The organism is Mycobacterium sp. 3-98 (genome assembly GCF_035918355.1).
GTDB classification, from domain to species: Bacteria; Actinomycetota; Actinomycetes; order Mycobacteriales; family Mycobacteriaceae; genus Mycobacterium; species Mycobacterium intracellulare.
In genome coordinates this window covers 4,942,178-4,957,405 of record NZ_CP142360.1, presented here as the reverse complement: position 1 = coordinate 4,957,405, position 15,228 = coordinate 4,942,178, and the positions used below count along the sequence as shown (strand labels likewise).

The following is a 15,228-nucleotide window of genomic DNA, read 5'->3' as shown; positions in this document are numbered from 1 at the left end:
TTTAGCGATCCGACGACATAGACCAACGACGAGCGGCCTCGGCCAGCCCTTGGATCAGCGCGCTGGTGACCGACGACAAACCGTCATCGCCGGGCAGCGGGCTGCGCGGGCTGATCCCGCGGACCCGCGCCGAGAGCTCCAGCTGGGTTCCGCCCTGACGCACCCGGTTCACCGGGTTCCGCGGGTGCAGCCCGCGCAATTCCGGTGGCACGTCGTCGAGGTCGGTGATCACCTGATAGCCGGTCAGCCGGATGTGGCGGGCCAAATGGGCGGCCAGCTCCCGGTTGCGACCACCGGCCAGCAGCTGTGTGCTGCGCCCGTCGCGGCCATAGCCGTGCAGCGACACCGCGACGTCGACATGGTCGAGGAAGGCGGCCAGCCGTGGCGACTCGGCCGGATCGAACAGGGCCGACGGCAGGTGATGCGGGTAGTGGTCGGGATGACGCACCACATAGACGGACGCACCGGCGGCCTCGGCGGCGCGCTCGGCGATCATGTCGGTCATCTCTTCCAGTCCGCCGCCGTGGATCGCCAAAAATCCGAAACGCGACCGCAATTGGCAGCTCTCGGCCACCCCGGGCTCGCTCAGCAACGCCGAAAACGACTGCGGCCCAGGCCCGCACGCCGCCGACGATTTCGGGCGCGGCCAGCCGGCCGGATCCCAGCGGCGCAAGAACTCGAGCCAGCGTGGGGGCAGCCCGTGCTGCGCGGCACCGTCGATGATGGTGGGCAGGTAACCCGGGCGGGGAGGCCCCGGCGTCACCCGGTGGTCGATGTAGACCCAGGCCGGTGACGGCCCGTCATCGGTGTGCACGGTCAGCCGGTCGCGCCGGTAGCGCACCGGCACACCCTCGGCGCTGTCCAAGGTCGCCAGGTCGCCGTCGGAGATCTGCCAGAGCACCCCATGCACCTGGTTCCCGGCCAGCGGCTCGACGGTGGCCACGCCTCGCTGGTTGATCAGCCAGTCGTGATCGGCGAGGACCGCGGGCCGCGGATCGGCGGCGTCGGGACAGCGGCGCGCCATCTGCCGTACGCATAGGTTCGAGCCGTATGCGAAGTACAGATGACGCAGGGCCGGCATTCAGCCGGTCACCGTCAGCCAGACGAGCACCATGTTAAGCAGACTAATCAATATGCCGACGCCCCAGCCAAGAATCGTCGTGATGCGGTGGTTGGCGTCGTCGCCCATCAGCTCGCGGTTGCTGGTCAGCTTGATCAGAGGCAGCACCGCAAACGGAATGCCGAACGACAGCACCACCTGGGACAGCACCAGCGCGCGGGTGGGGTCGAACCCGACCGCCAGGATCACCAGGGCGGGGCACAGGGTGATCAGGCGGCGCGCCACCATCGGGATCGACCGGTGCAGCAGCCCCTGCATGATCATGGCGCCCGCGTAGGCGCCCACCGACGAGGACGCCAGCCCGGACGCGAGCAGACCGATCGCGAACAGCACCGCGATGGTCGCGCCCAGCGTGTTGTGGATGGCGGAATAGGCGCCCTCGATGGAGGCGCTCACGTTGCGGTCCTGCAGGTTGATCGCGGCGACCAGCAGCATCGCGGCGTTCACCGTGCCCGCCACCGCCATCGCCAGGACGACGTCCCAGCGGGTGATCCGCAGCAGCAGGCGGCGATGCGATCCGTGGTCGGGATGGCCGTGCCGGTCCAGGACCAGGCCCGAATGCATGTACACCGCATGCGGCATGACGGTGGCCCCCAGGATGGCGGCGGCCAGCAGCACACTCTCGGTGCCGCGGAACCTCGGCACCAGGCCGCCCAGCACGTCGTGGGGCGGCGCGGTCTTGACGAAGAAGCTCGCCGCGAACCCGATCGCGATGACCAGCAGCAAGCCGGTGATGACCCGCTCGAAGATGATCTGTCCGCGCCGATCCTGAATGCCCAGCAACAGCAAGGCCACCACGCCGGTGATGAGCCCGCCGACCATCAGCGGCAAGCCGAACAGGATGTGTAGGGCGATGGCCCCGCCGACGACTTCGGCGGCGTCGGTGGCGATCGCCACGAGTTCGGCCTGCGCCCAATACACCAGCCGCAGTGGGCTGCTCATCCGCTTGCCCAGAGCGGCCGGCAACGATCGCCCGGTGACCAGCCCGAGCTTGGCCGACAGGTACTGCACCAGGCCCGCGAGGACGTTGGCCGCGACGATCACCCACAACAGCAGGTAGCCGTACTGTGAGCCGGCGCTGACGTTGGCCGCGACGTTTCCGGGGTCGACGTAGGCGATCGCGGCGACGAACGCGGGCCCGAGCAGATACCAGTTGCCCTTGAGCGAGCCCTGGGTGCGCTGCGCCAACGTGACCTCGATTCACTTCACCGAATAAGAAAGTGAGGTTAGTCGAACATCCCGTCGGGCTGCCCAGCGGCCGCGGTGTTTCGTGCCGTCCAGGCTCAGGCCGGACGGTAGAGCCCCTTGCCGGTGATCAGCGGCAAGTCGAGCGTGGTGACGATTCCCGGATCGGCGGCCACCACCGCGGGAATCGCGTTGACGACTCGCATCGCGGTGGCCACCAGCCCGGCGTGGTTGTGATCGCCCTTGCGGCTGCTCAGGCAGATGTCCATGGCGTACGACGGCTCGCCGGTGACCTCGATGCGGTAGGAGCCACCCTCCTGTGCGGGTTGCGGCCAGTCCGGGCACAGGTCCTCGCGCAGCCGGGTGACGTGTTCGAGGACGACGACGGGATCGCCGTTGACCATGCCGAACACCTCGAAGCGCAGCGCCGCGGCGGTGCCCTTGGCGATATGGCCCGAGGCGATGTCGAAGTCCTCCGGGGCGGGTACGCGCACGTGCGACTGGGTGACCTCGTCGAGCGAAATGCCAAGGCCCGCCGCCATTTGCCGGATCACCGAGCCCCACGCCAGGCTGAGCACACCGGGCTGCAGCAACATGGGAATTTCGTCGAGTGGCTTGCCGAATCCCATGACGTCGAACATGACCGCCGCACTGTCATAGGTGGCGTAGTCGACGATCTCCATGCACCGGATCTGCTGGATGCTCTGGCAGGTGCCGGCCAGCGCCAGGGGCAGCAGGTCGTTGGCGAAGCCCGGGTCGATGCCGTTGACGTAGAGGCTTGAATTGCCTTCGCGCGCTGCGTCTTCCAGCGGCTTGATCAGCTCCTCGGGGATCACCTGCCACGGATACTGCAAGAAGACGGGGCCGCTGCCGACGATATTGATCCCGGCCGCCAGCACGCGCCGGTAATCCTCGAGCGCCTCGGGCAACCGGTTGTCGGCCAGCGCGTTGTACACTGCGCACTGCGGCCCGGTGGCGAGCACGGCGTCCAGGTCGGTGCTGGCGAGCACCCCCGTCGCCTCCGCAAGCCCGGCGAGCTCGGCGGCGTCCTTGCCCGCCTTGGCGTCGGACGACACCCACACGCCTTTCAGGTCGAACTCCGGATTGGTGATGAGCGCGCGCAGCGCGTGGATACCGACGTTGCCGGTGCCCAGTTGGACGACGGGGATGGGCATGACGTGCTCCTTAGCGGTCGTGGGTCACAGGTCCGGGACGGGGATGTCGAGATTGGGGAAGGTGAGGCCGCCGTCGACCTCGAGGGTCTTGCCGGTCAGGAAGTTGCCGGCGGGAGACGCCAGATAGACTGCCGCAGCGGCAATGTCGACCGGATCGCCCAGCCGGCGCATCGGGGTGGCCTTCTCCATCGGAGACCGCAGCTCGTCGTTGGAGGCGACCACGTCCAGCGCCGAGGTGAGGATCGATCCCGGCGCGATCGCGTTGACCCGAATCCGTGGGCACAGGTCCAGGGCGGTCAGCCGGGTGTAGTGGGACAGCGCGGCCTTGGCGGTGCCGTAGGCCGCGAAGCCACGTCCGGCCAGCCGGCCCATGGTCGAGGTGATGTTGATGATGCTGCCGCCGCCGGAGTGCTCGAGCATCAACGGCACCGCAGCCACTGTGAGCGCGTGGGCGGTGCCGACGTTGAAGGTGAAGGCGTCTTTGAGATCCTTCGTCGAGGTCGTCAACAACGTGTTGGGCATGGTTCCCCCGACGTTGTTGACGACGATGTCTAGTTTCCCAAATGCCTCGACGGCCTGGCCGGCCAGCTCGGCGGTGGATTCCGGATGCGCCAGGTCGGCGGCCACGACGTGGGCGCGGCGCCCGGCGGCGCGGACCTGTCCGGCGACGGCCTCTAGTTGGGATTCGGTTCGCGAGGCGATGAGGACGTCGGCGCCTGCCTCGGCGAACGCCAGCGCGATGGCCGCCCCGAGGCCGCGGCCTGCACCGGTGATGACGGCGACTTTGTCGTCGAGACGGAACCTGTCAAGGATCATGGCGGCCTCTCTTCGTTTCGGTGTCAGGCGACACGGTAGCAAGCCGCGGCGGCGCGGATAAGGCATTTCTAGAACAAGTTCTATTTTTCTATCCGGGGCGGGTTCCGATGCGGCGGTCGGGGCGGCGGCCCGGCGCCGGTGACGTTGCGCGCGTTGCCACACCATTTGCCCGTCGTTCACCTTGGTGCGGTTAGCTCGGTGACGCCGATCTTTGTGGTCCTTACCGTGAGGAAGCGACTTGGGACGCAACCGTTTTGGTGCTGTGCTGGGCCTCCTGACAGCCGGTGCGCTGGTGTTGTCGGGATGCGGATTCCACGACAGCACGGCCCGGGGAACCGGGGCGGGCGCGTCGGGCGTGGTCAATTGCGGCGGCAAGCAGGCCCTGACGGCGGCGGGCTCGAGCGCCCAGGCCAACGCGATGACCCGATTCTCCGGCGCCTTCGAGCACGCTTGCCCCGGTCAGACGCTGAATTACACACCCAATGGCTCCGGCGCGGGAATCGGCCAATTCACCGGAAACCAAATCGATTTCGCGGGTTCGGATTCACCGTTGGCCCCGATCGAATACTTCGCGGCGCAGACCCGATGCGGTTCGCCGGCGTGGAATCTGCCCGTGGTCTTCGGCCCGATCGCGATCACCTACAACGTCAGGGGCGTCAGCTCGCTGATCCTCGACGGGCCCACCGCCGCCAAATCTTCAAGGGCGCCATCACCGCCTGGGACGACCCGGCGATCGCAGCGCTGAACCCGGGTACCGCGCTGCCCGCCGAGCCCATCCGTGTCGTGTTCCGCGGCGACGAGTCCGGCACCACCGACAATTTCCAGAAATACCTGGACTCCGCGTCCGACGGCGTGTGGGACAAGGGCATCGGGAAGACGTTCCACGGTGGGGTCGGGCAGGGCGCCGACGGCAACGGCGGTACGTCGGCGGCCGTCCGGGCGACCGAAGGATCGGTCACCTACAACGAATGGTCGTTCGGTCTGGCGCAGAAGCTGACGATGGCCAGGATCGTCACCTCGGCCGGGCCCGAGGCGGTGGGCATCAGCGCCGGATCGGTCGGGAAAACGATCTCCGGTGCCACCCTCACCGGGCAGGGAAACGACTTGGTGGTGGACACCTTCTCGTTCTACAAGCCGACCCGGCCCGGTTCCTACCCGATCGTGTTGGCGACCTACGAGATTGTTTGTTCGAAGTATCCCGACCCGCAGGTCGGCGCGGCCGTAAAGGCGTTCCTGCAAAGCACCATCGGTGCCGGCCAGAATGGCTTGGTGGACAACGGGTATATCCCGGTGCCGGAGTCGTTCAAGTCCCGGCTGTCGGATGCGATCAACGCCATCGCGTGATGTCAGCAACCAGTCGGCGGCCCCTCGGAGGGCCGGGTGGGGCCTTTGCTGACGAACACCGGCCAAGCGACGTCGCGGTGTGCTGCGGCCGACGTCGCGACGGCCCGCCGACGCGTTCAGCGGTGATCGCCGAAAAGTTTGCTCAACGTTCAATTGTTACTGTTACGTTCGTGGCCGCGATACCGGCTGGTCGGCGCGCTACGGTTAACTGACCGGCCGCGATCATGTTTCATCCCTACCGTGAGGAAGCGAATTGAAACTCAACCGATTTGGCGCCGTGCTGAGTGCCTTGAGCGTTACTGCGCTGGCGTTGTCGGGGTGCGGCAGCGACAACAACGGGTCCGGCGCCAGTGGGCCGGCCGGCTCGTCGTCGGGCAAGGTGAATTGTGGCGGGAAGAAGGCCCTCAAGGCCAGCGGGTCGACGGCCCAGGCCAACGCGATGACCCGCTTTGTCAACGCGTTCGAGCAGGCCTGCCCCGGCCAGACGCTGAACTACACGGCCAACGGATCCGGTGCGGGAATCAGCGAATTTAACGGCAACCAAACGGATTTCGGTGGTTCTGACTCGCCGCTGGCGGCCAACGAATACGCCGCCGCGCAGCAGCGGTGCGGTTCGCCGGCCTGGAATCTGCCGGTCGTTTTCGGCCCGATCGCCATCACCTACAACGTGACGGGCCTGAACTCGCTCAGCCTCGACGGCCCCACGGCCGCCAAAATCTTCAACGGCTCGATCACAACGTGGAACGACCCCGCGATTCAGGCCCTCAACCCCGGTGCCACATTGCCCGACGTGCCGATTCACGTCGTCTTCCGCAACGACGAGTCCGGCACCACCGACAATTTCCAGAAATATCTCGACGCCGCCGCGGACGGAGCATGGGGCAAGGGCGCCGGAAAGACCTTCAAGGGCGGCGTCGGTGAGGGAGCCAAGGGCAACGACGGCACGTCGGCGGCGATCAAGGCCACCGAAGGATCCATCACCTATAACGAATGGTCGTTTGCCCAGGCACAGAAACTGAACATGGCCAAGATCATCACCTCGGCCGGCCCGGACGCGGTGTCGATCAGCGCCGAATCGGTGGGCAAGACGATTGCTGGGGCCAAAATCTCCGGCCAGGGCAACGACCTGGTGCTCGACACGCTGTCGTTCTACAAACCCAAGCAGGCCGGTTCCTACCCGATCGTGCTGGCGACCTACGAGATCGTGTGCTCGAAGTACCCCGACTCCGGGGTCGGTGCGGCGGTGAAGGGATTCCTGCAAAGCACCATCGGCGCCGGGCAAAATGGCCTGGCCGACAATGGCTACATTCCGATCCCCGACGCGTTCAAGGCGAGGCTGTCTTCTTCGATCAACGCCATCACATAACCTGAGGTGGTCGTGACACGAGGAACAGCAACCAGCCCGTCGACCGCGGAAAAACCGGCATCAACGGCGCTGAATGCACGCGTGTCGCGGCGGGGCGACCGGATCTTCAAGCTGGTCGCCGCGGCCGCTGGTTCCACGATCGTGGTCGCCATCCTGTTGATCGCGGTGTTCCTGTTGCTGCGCGCCCTGCCGTCGTTGCGCGTCAATCACGCAAACTTCTTCACCAGCGCCGAGTTCAGCACCAGCAACCCCCACAACCTGGCCTTCGGCATCCGTGACCTGCTCATGGTCACGGTGCTCAGTTCGCTCACCGCGCTGGTGCTGTCCGTGCCCATCGCGGTCGGTATCGCCGTGTTCCTCACCCAATACGCGCCGAAGCGGCTGGGGCGCCCGTTCGGCGCGGTGGTGGACCTGCTGGCCGCGGTGCCGTCGATCATCTTCGGGCTCTGGGGAATCTTCGTCCTGGCCCCCCGGCTCGAGCCGGTCGCGGCGTTTCTCAATCGGCACCTCGGATGGTTTTTCCTGTTCAAACAGGGCAACGTGTCGTTAGCCGGCGGCGGCACCATCTTCACCGCCGGCGTCGTGCTCTCGGTGATGATCCTGCCGATCGTCACTTCGGTCTCGCGCGAGGTGTTTCGGCAGACCCCCCACATCCAGATGGAAGCGGCGCAGGCGCTGGGCGCCACCAAGTGGGAGGTGGTGCGGATGACCGTGCTGCCGTTCGGCCGCAGCGGCGTCATCGCCGCCTCGATGCTGGGGTTGGGACGCGCGCTGGGCGAGACCGTGGCGGTGCTGATCATTCTGCGTTCGGCCGCCCGCCCGGGGAATTGGTCGCTGTTCGACGGTGGCTACACGTTTGCCTCCAAGATCGCGTCGGCGGCCGCGGAGTTCAGCGCACCGCTGCCCACCGGGGCGTACATTTCGGCGGGATTCGCCCTGTTCGTGCTGACGTTTATCGTCAACGCGCTGGCCCGCGCGATCGCCGGCGGCAAGGTCAACGGATGACGCGCGCCGCGACGATGCAGGGCGGAGCGATGAGGAGAAGCGGCGCTCATGACGGTTGACGCGCTCGACCGGCCGGTCAAGGCCGAGGTGTTCAGGCCGCTCAGCTTCCGGCGGCGGATCACCAACGGCGCCGCGACGATCTTCTTTCTCACCTCGTTCCTCATCGCGCTGGTGCCGCTGTTCTGGGTGCTGTCGATCGTGGTCGCACGGGGCTGGTACGCCGTGACCCGGTCGGGGTGGTGGACCCATTCGCTGCGCGGCGTGCTGCCCGAACAGTTCCTCGGCGGCGTCTATCACGCGCTGTACGGGACGCTGGTGCAGGCCGGGGTGGCCGCCGTGCTGGCCGTGCCGCTGGGCCTGATGACCGCGGTCTTCCTCGTCGAATACGGTTCTGGCCGCCTGGTGCGGCTGACCACGTTCATGGTCGACGTGCTGGCCGGGGTCCCCTCGATCGTCGCGGCCCTGTTCATCTTCAGCCTCTGGATCGCCACCCTGGGCTTCCAGCAGAGCTCTTTTGCGGTGTCGCTCGCGCTGGTGTTGCTGATGCTGCCGGTGGTGGTGCGCTCCGCCGAGGAAATGCTGCGGCTGGTGCCCGACGACCTGCGCGAGGCCAGCTACGCGCTGGGTGTGCCGAAATGGAAGACCATCGTTTCGATCGTCTTTCCGATCGCGATGCCCGGCATCGTCTCGGGCATCTTGTTGTCCATCGCGCGGGTGATCGGCGAAACCGCGCCGGTGCTGGTGCTGGTCGGCTACAGCAGGTCGATCAACTTCGACATCTTCCACGGCAACATGGCCTCGCTGCCGCTGCTGATCTACACCGAGCTCACCAACCCCGAACACGCCGGATTCCTGCGGATCTGGGGTGCGGCGCTGACGCTCATCATCATGGTCGCCGTGATCAACGTCGTCGCCGCGGCCACCCGATTTCTGGCGACCCGCAAACGCTGACCGAGGCGCGTCGGGTCAGGACTTCGAGGCCGCTTTCTTGGCCGGAGCCTTCTTGGCGGCGGTCTTTTTCGCGGGTGCCTTCTTGGCGGCGGTCTTCTTCGCCGCGCTCTTTTTCGCGGGCGCCTTTTTCTCCGCTGCCTTGCCGTTGCCTCCACCGGAGCGCGCCTTCACGCTGGCCTCCAGCTTGGCCAGCAGATCGGAGACGTCTTCGGTCTCATCCAGCTCCTTGGGCTGCTCCTCGGTGGTAAACGCCTCTCCGCCTTCGAGTTTGGCTTGGACCAGCTCGTGCAGCTGCTCCTGGTAGTCGTCGTGGTAGCGGTCGGGGTTGAACTCCTCGGCCATCGAATCAACCACCTGCCCCGCCATTTTGAGCTCGGCGGGTTTGACCTCAACCTTCTTGTCGAGGATCGGGAAGTCCGGATCACGAATCTCGTCGGGCCACAACAACGTATGGATGACCATCACGTCGCGCTTGCCGAAGTCCTTGACCCGCAACGCCGCCAGCCGGGTCTTGTTGCGCAGCGTGAAGTGCACGATCGCCATCCGGTCCGTCTCCGCAAGCGTCTTGGCCAGCAGCACATAGGATTTCGACGATTTGGAGTCGGGCTCCAAAAAATAGCTGCGGTCGAACAGCATCGGATCCACATCGCTGGCCGGCACGAACTCCAGCACTTCGATCTCGCGGCTGCGTTCCTCGGGCAGCGTGGCGATGTCGTCGTCGGTGATGATGACCATCTGGCCGTCATCGGATTCGTAGGCCCGGGCGATGTCACGGTATTCGACGACTTCGCCGTCCACCTCGCACACGCGCTGGTATCGGATGCGGCCGTTGTCCTTGGCGTGCACCTGGTGAAACTTGATGTCGTGGTCCTGGGTGGCGCTGTACACCTTGACCGGGACGTTCACCAGCCCGAACGCGATGGAACCCTTCCAGATGGAGCGCATGTAAGTCAGTATGCCCACACTGTTCGCTGCCTAACAGCACCCCCGCCGCCGCGCCGCTGTTCAAAAGCCCGCGCCCGTAACGCCACGGCGAGATTGTCCTCGAATTTTCGCCGTGGCGTTACATCCGCGGGCGAAAGGGCCGCGCTCGAAGACACTAGCGGCGCCGGTTTGCTTGGGCCCGCAGCGCGGCGCGATCGGGGAGTTCGGCGCCGGCCCGCGAGACCGTCAGCGCCGACGCCAGGCTGGCGGCTTGTAGTACCGCCGTGAGCGCGTCGAGCCCGACCCGGCTCAGGGCGGCGCGGCGGTCGGCGCCCAACAGACCCAATGCCCACAGCGCATCGAGCAAACCGGCCATGAAGGCGTCGCCGGCACCGACGGTGTCGACCACCCTGGCCGGCGTGGCCTCCACCCGGGCATCGCCGGCTGCGCAGAACGCCACGGCGCCGCGGGCGCCCAGCGTCAGGACGACGATCGCGGGTCCCGACGCCAGCCACCCCCGGGCCGTGCGCTGGGGCTCGCGGTCGGGATCGATCCACTTCAAGTCCTCGTCACTGACCTTGACGATGTCGCTGCGCTCGACCAGGTGTGCGATGCGGGCCTGCGCGGCGTCACCGTCGGGAATCAGCGACGGTCGCACGTTGGGATCGAAGCTCACGGTGGCCGAGACGCGGTAAGCCTCGAGCAGCGCGGCGACCGCCAAGCACCCCGGTTCGCGCACGGCGGCGATCGACCCGGTGTGCACCAGCAGCGGCGGTGCCACCTCGGGCGTACCGGAAAGCCGCCATTGCAGATCGAATGTGTAAGCGGCCGAGCCGTCGTCGGCGATCGTCGCGACCGCGGCCGGCGTGCGTTCGGCCGAGACACTTCCCGGAACGAGTTGCACACCAGAGGATTTCAGGTACGCGGCGATGCGCCGGCCGGGTTCGTCGTCCGCGATATGGGTCAAGAAGTCGACGTGACGACCCAGCCGGGCCAGCCCGACCGCGACGTTGAGCGGGCTGCCGCCGACGTGCTCGACGGCGCCGCGCCGTTCGACCCTGTCGATCAGCGCTTCACCGATGACCAGCGCGCCGCCCATAGACTCAGAGTATGAGTCCGACGGCGGGGCCACGGGTCAAGCTGACCAACGCCGAAAAAGTGCTGTATCCCGCCACCGGAACCACCAAGAGCGACATCTTCGACTACTACACGCGGATCGCCGAGGTGATGATCCCGCACATCGCCGGGCGTCCGGCCACGCGCAAACGCTGGCCCAACGGCGTCGAACAGGAATCCTTCTTCGAGAAGCAACTCGCCGCGTCGGCACCCGACTGGCTGCCGCGCGCCAGCGTGACCCATCGATCCGGAACGACGACCTATCCGATCATCGACGACCCCACCGGCCTGGCCTGGATCGCCCAACAGGCGGCGTTGGAGGTTCACGTTCCGCAGTGGCGGTTCGTCGCCGAGTGGACCCGCAGCCGGGCCGAAGAACTCAAGCCCGGTCCGGCGACGCGATTGGTGTTCGACCTCGACCCCGGCGAAGGCGTGACGATGGCGCAGATGTCCAAGGTGGCGCGCGCCGTGCGCGACCTGATCGCCGGGATCGGGCTGAGAACCTTCCCGCTCACCAGCGGCAGCAAGGGACTGCATCTGTATGCGCCGCTCGACGAGCCGGTGAGCAGCAAAGGCGCCACGGTGTTGGCCAAACGCGTTGCGCAACAGCTGGAAAAGACGATGCCCAAGCTTGTCACGTCGACCATGACCAAGAGCCTGCGGGCGGGGAAGATCTTTTTGGACTGGAGCCAGAACAACGGCTCCAAGACGACCATCGCACCGTATTCCCTGCGCGGACGCGAACATCCCACCGTCGCGGCGCCGCGCACCTGGGACGAACTCGACGACCCGTCGCTGCGCCAGCTGCGGTATGACGAAGTGCTGTCCCGGGTCGCGCGCGACGGCGACCTGCTTGCAGAGCTGGACGAGGACGCTCCGGTGCCGGATCGGTTGACCAAGTACCGCAGCATGCGCGACGCGTCGAAGACCCCCGAGCCGGTTCCGGCGGCGAAACCCGCTGTCGGCCAAGGAAACACCTTCGTCATCCAGGAACACCACGCGCGACGCCTGCACTACGACTTCCGGCTGGAGCGCGACGGCGTGCTGGTGTCCTGGGCGGTGCCCAAAAACCTGCCCGAAACCACGTCGGTGAACCACCTGGCGGTCCACACCGAGGACCATCCGCTGGAATACGGCGGGTTCGAAGGCGTCATCCCCAAGGGCGAATACGGCGCGGGCAAGGTGATCATCTGGGACTCCGGAACCTACGACGCCGAAAAGTTCAATGACTCCGCCGAAAAAGGGGAGGTCATCGTCAACCTGCACGGCAGCAAGATCTCCGGACGCTACGCGCTGATTCAAACCAATGGCGACCAGTGGTTGGCACATCGGATGAAGGACCAGAAGGTCTTCGAGTTCGACACCATCGCACCCATGCTGGCCACCCACGGTTCGGTGACGGCCCTGAAGGCAGGTCAGTGGGCGTTCGAGGGCAAATGGGACGGTTACCGGCTTCTGATCGAGGCCGACCACGGTGCCTTTCGGGTGCGGTCGCGACGCGGTCGCGAAGTCACCCAGGAATACCGCGAACTGCGTTGGCTGGCAGACGATCTCGCCGACCATCACGTGGTGCTCGACGGGGAGGCTGTCGTCCTGGACTCCTCCGGGGTGCCCAACTTTCACGAGATGCAAAACCGTGGACGGGGCTCACGGGTCGAATTCTGGGCGTTCGACCTGCTCTACCTCGACGGCCGCTCGTTGCTGCGGGCCCGCTACCGGGATCGGCGAAAACTGCTGGAAATGTTGGCCGCCGGCAGCAGGCTCATCGTCCCCGACCTACTGCCCGGCGACGGCAGGGAGGCGCTGGAGCACTCCGCGGAGCGCGGTTGGGAGGGGGTGATCGCCAAGAAGCGCGACTCCACCTATCAGCCGGGCCGCCGCTCGTCGTCGTGGATCAAGGACAAGCACTGGAACACCCAGGAAGTCGTCATCGGCGGTTGGAAAGCCGGGGAAGGCGGACGCAGCAGCGGCATCGGCTCACTGCTGATGGGTATCCCCACCGCGGGCGGACTGCACTTCGCCGGGCGCGTCGGCACCGGGTTCACCGACCGCGACCTGGCAAACTTGAAGAAGACGCTGGCACCGCTGCACACCGACGAATCCCCCTTTGACCCACCGCTTCCCAGGAGCGAAGCGCGCGGCGTGACGTATGTGCGGCCGGAGCTGGTCGGGGAGGTGCGCTACAGCGAGTGGACCCCGGATGACCGGTTACGCCAATCGAGTTGGCGCGGACTACGACCGGACAAGGAGGCGAGTGAGGTGGTGCGCGAGTGAAATGGGTTACCTATCAAGATGTTTCGGGCGCAGAACGCGTCGGCGTGGTCTCGGGCGACACGATCTATGCGATGCCACCGGGCGTGACGCTGCTCGATCTCGTCGCCCGTGGTTCCGAGGGATTGCGGCAGGCGGGGCAGGATGCGCAGCGATCCCCGGCGGCGGTGGCACCGCTGGCGGGGGTGCGATTGCTGGCGCCGATTCCACGCCCGCCGTCCATCCGTGATTCCCTGTGCTTCCTCGACCACATGCGCAACTGCCAGGCCGCGCTGGGCGCCGGGCGCACCCTCGGCGACTCCTGGTACCGCATACCGGCCTTCTACTTCGCCTGCCCGGCAACCGTTTTGGGTCCGTACGACGACGCCCCCACGGCGCCCGGAAGCGCGTGGCAGGACTTCGAATTGGAGATCGCCGCCGTGATCGGGACCGGAGGCAAAGATCTCACGGTCGAAGAGGCGGAGCAGGCGATCATCGGCTACACCATCTTCAACGACTGGTCCGCCCGCGACCTGCAGCAGATGGAGAGCCAACTGGGGATCGGGCAAGGCAAAGGCAAAGACAGCGGGGTCACGCTGGGCCCGTACCTGGTGACCCCCGACGAGCTCGAACCGTATCGCCACCCCTCCTATCCGGGCAGATTGGACCTGCGGGTCACCGCCCTGGTCAACGACGTCGTCATCGGTTCCGGGTCGACCGCCCAGATGGACTGGACCTTCGGCGAGGTCATCTCCTATGCCTCGCGCGGCGTCACCCTCGCGCCCGGCGACGTCATCGGCTCCGGGACCGTGCCGACCTGCACGCTGGTCGAGCATCTCAATCCGGCGGCCCTGGAATCGTTTCCGGGCTGGCTGCACGACGGCGACATCGTCACGCTCCAGGTCGAAGGGCTGGGGGAGACCCGGCAAACCGTGCGGGCCAGCGGTGCCCCGCACCCGCTGGCGGCGCGGCCGAATTCGGACGCCGCTCCCGCCCCGCCGCGAGTCAACCCGGCCCGCGCGCGGGTGCCCTACACCCGCGGGCTGCACGAGGTCGGCGGCCGGGTGTGGGCCTGGACCCTGCCCGACGGCGGCTACGGATGGAGCAACGCCGGGCTGATCGCCGGCGACGGGGCGTCGCTGCTGGTGGACACCTTGTTCGACCTGGCGTTGACCCGCGAAATGCTCACCGCGATGCGGCCGCTCACCGCGTCCGCGCCGATCACCGACGCGGTGATCACGCACTCCAACGGGGACCACACACACGGCAACCAACTGCTCGATCCCTCGGTGCGGATCATCGCCGCGCGCGGCACCGCCGAGGAAATCGAACATGGGATGGCCCCGGAGATGCTCGCCATGGCGCAGACCGCCAACCTCGGGCCGGTCGCCACGCCGTACACACGAGAACGCTTTGGGCACTTCGACTTCAGCAACATCAAGCTGCGCAATGCGGATCAGACGTTCGATCGCAACCTTGCCGTCGAGGTAGGTGGGCGGCGCATCGATGTGCTGAATCTGGGTCCCGCGCACACCGCCGCCGACTCGGTGGTGCATGTACCGGACGCGGGGGTGTTGTTCGGCGGCGACCTGTTGTTCATCGGCTGCACGCCCATCGTGTGGGCCGGCCCGATCGCCAACTGGGTCGCCGCCTGTGACGCGATGATCGCGCTGGACGCGCCGACGGTGGTACCCGGCCACGGCCCGGTCACCGATCCGGATGGGATCCGTGCTGTGCGTGGCTATCTCATGCATGTCGCCGAACAGGCCGAGGCCGCCTACCACAAGGGGCTGTCGTGGGCGGAGGCCGCCGACACCATTGATCTCGGTGAGTACGCGTCCTGGCTGGACGCCGAGCGCGTCGTCGTCAACGTCTATCAGCGCTACCGCGAACTCGACCCGCAGACACCGCAATTGGAGGTCATGGGCCTGCTCGTGATGCAGGCTGAGTGGCTGGCCAAACGGGCTGTGTGACGC

The 15,228-nt window shown here is 66.8% G+C and carries 11 protein-coding genes and 1 pseudogene; 6 read left to right on the top strand and 6 right to left on the bottom strand.

The annotated features are described in order from the left end of the window. Position 1: 1 nt before the first annotated feature. From QGN30_RS23120 to QGN30_RS23105, 4 genes are all read right to left on the bottom strand, one after another. A complete protein-coding gene (locus tag QGN30_RS23120) occupies positions 2-1,081 on the bottom strand; it encodes a poly-gamma-glutamate hydrolase family protein (protein ID WP_095562466.1) in 1,080 nt (359 codons plus the stop codon). After that, a complete protein-coding gene (locus QGN30_RS23115; protein ID WP_008253939.1) occupies positions 1,082-2,308 on the bottom strand; it encodes an Nramp family divalent metal transporter in 1,227 nt (408 codons plus the stop codon). It lies immediately after the preceding gene. Between the two features lie 95 nt (positions 2,309-2,403). Beyond that, positions 2,404-3,480 (bottom strand): NAD(P)H-dependent amine dehydrogenase family protein, encoded by a 1,077-nt coding sequence (locus QGN30_RS23110; RefSeq protein WP_014383902.1) that lies wholly within the window; start codon positions 3,478-3,480, stop codon positions 2,404-2,406. 24 nt (positions 3,481-3,504) lie between these two features. Next, positions 3,505-4,296, bottom strand: coding sequence for an SDR family oxidoreductase (locus QGN30_RS23105; protein ID WP_038535125.1), 792 nt, complete (start codon positions 4,294-4,296; stop codon positions 3,505-3,507). Positions 4,297-4,534: 238 nt separating this feature from the next. Between QGN30_RS23105 and pstS (QGN30_RS23100) the strand changes: the two are divergent. From pstS (QGN30_RS23100) to pstA, 4 genes and pseudogenes are all read left to right on the top strand, one after another. Then, positions 4,535-5,640 (top strand): annotated as a pseudogene (gene pstS, locus QGN30_RS23100) (phosphate ABC transporter substrate-binding protein PstS). 253 nt (positions 5,641-5,893) lie between these two features. Continuing rightward, positions 5,894-7,006: a phosphate ABC transporter substrate-binding protein PstS gene (pstS, locus tag QGN30_RS23095; RefSeq protein WP_038535128.1), complete on the top strand. Its 1,113-nt coding sequence runs from the start codon at positions 5,894-5,896 to the stop codon at positions 7,004-7,006. Between the two features lie 6 nt (positions 7,007-7,012). After that, positions 7,013-8,011, top strand: coding sequence for a phosphate ABC transporter permease subunit PstC (pstC, locus tag QGN30_RS23090; protein WP_014379265.1), 999 nt, complete (start codon positions 7,013-7,015; stop codon positions 8,009-8,011). 48 nt (positions 8,012-8,059) lie between these two features. Beyond that, a complete protein-coding gene (pstA, locus tag QGN30_RS23085; RefSeq protein ID WP_008253952.1) occupies positions 8,060-8,962 on the top strand; it encodes a phosphate ABC transporter permease PstA in 903 nt (300 codons plus the stop codon). A 15-nt stretch (positions 8,963-8,977) separates the two neighbouring features. Here pstA and ku read toward each other — a convergent pair whose 3' ends face one another. Together ku and QGN30_RS23075 are read right to left on the bottom strand one after the other, a co-directional pair. Continuing rightward, positions 8,978-9,907 carry a non-homologous end joining protein Ku gene (gene ku, locus QGN30_RS23080; protein ID WP_014379266.1) on the bottom strand — a complete coding sequence of 310 codons (930 nt, stop codon included), beginning with the start codon at positions 9,905-9,907 and terminating at the stop codon, positions 8,978-8,980. Positions 9,908-10,061: 154 nt separating this feature from the next. Further along, positions 10,062-10,985: a carbohydrate kinase family protein gene (locus tag QGN30_RS23075; RefSeq protein ID WP_038535130.1), complete on the bottom strand. Its 924-nt coding sequence runs from the start codon at positions 10,983-10,985 to the stop codon at positions 10,062-10,064. 11 nt (positions 10,986-10,996) lie between these two features. Between QGN30_RS23075 and QGN30_RS23070 the strand changes: the two genes are divergently transcribed. Then, positions 10,997-13,276 (top strand): ATP-dependent DNA ligase, encoded by a 2,280-nt coding sequence (locus QGN30_RS23070; protein ID WP_009953050.1) that lies wholly within the window; start codon positions 10,997-10,999, stop codon positions 13,274-13,276. After that, positions 13,273-15,225: a fumarylacetoacetate hydrolase family protein gene (locus QGN30_RS23065; RefSeq protein ID WP_029384270.1), complete on the top strand. Its 1,953-nt coding sequence runs from the start codon at positions 13,273-13,275 to the stop codon at positions 15,223-15,225. The genes QGN30_RS23070 and QGN30_RS23065 overlap by 4 nt, the downstream gene beginning before the upstream one ends. Positions 15,226-15,228: the final 3 nt, after the last annotated feature.

Coding starts and splice junctions, on each gene's coding strand:
- QGN30_RS23120 (WP_095562466.1), bottom strand. CDS start 1,081: ATGCCGGCCCTGCGTCATCTGTACTTCGCATACGGCTCGAACCTATGC.
- QGN30_RS23110 (WP_014383902.1), bottom strand. CDS start 3,480: ATGCCCATCCCCGTCGTCCAACTGGGCACCGGCAACGTCGGTATCCAC.
- QGN30_RS23105 (WP_038535125.1), bottom strand. CDS start 4,296: ATGATCCTTGACAGGTTCCGTCTCGACGACAAAGTCGCCGTCATCACC.
- pstA (WP_008253952.1), top strand. CDS start 8,060: ATGACGGTTGACGCGCTCGACCGGCCGGTCAAGGCCGAGGTGTTCAGG.
- ku (WP_014379266.1), bottom strand. CDS start 9,907: ATGCGCTCCATCTGGAAGGGTTCCATCGCGTTCGGGCTGGTGAACGTC.
- QGN30_RS23075 (WP_038535130.1), bottom strand. CDS start 10,985: ATGGGCGGCGCGCTGGTCATCGGTGAAGCGCTGATCGACAGGGTCGAA.
- QGN30_RS23070 (WP_009953050.1), top strand. CDS start 10,997: ATGAGTCCGACGGCGGGGCCACGGGTCAAGCTGACCAACGCCGAAAAA.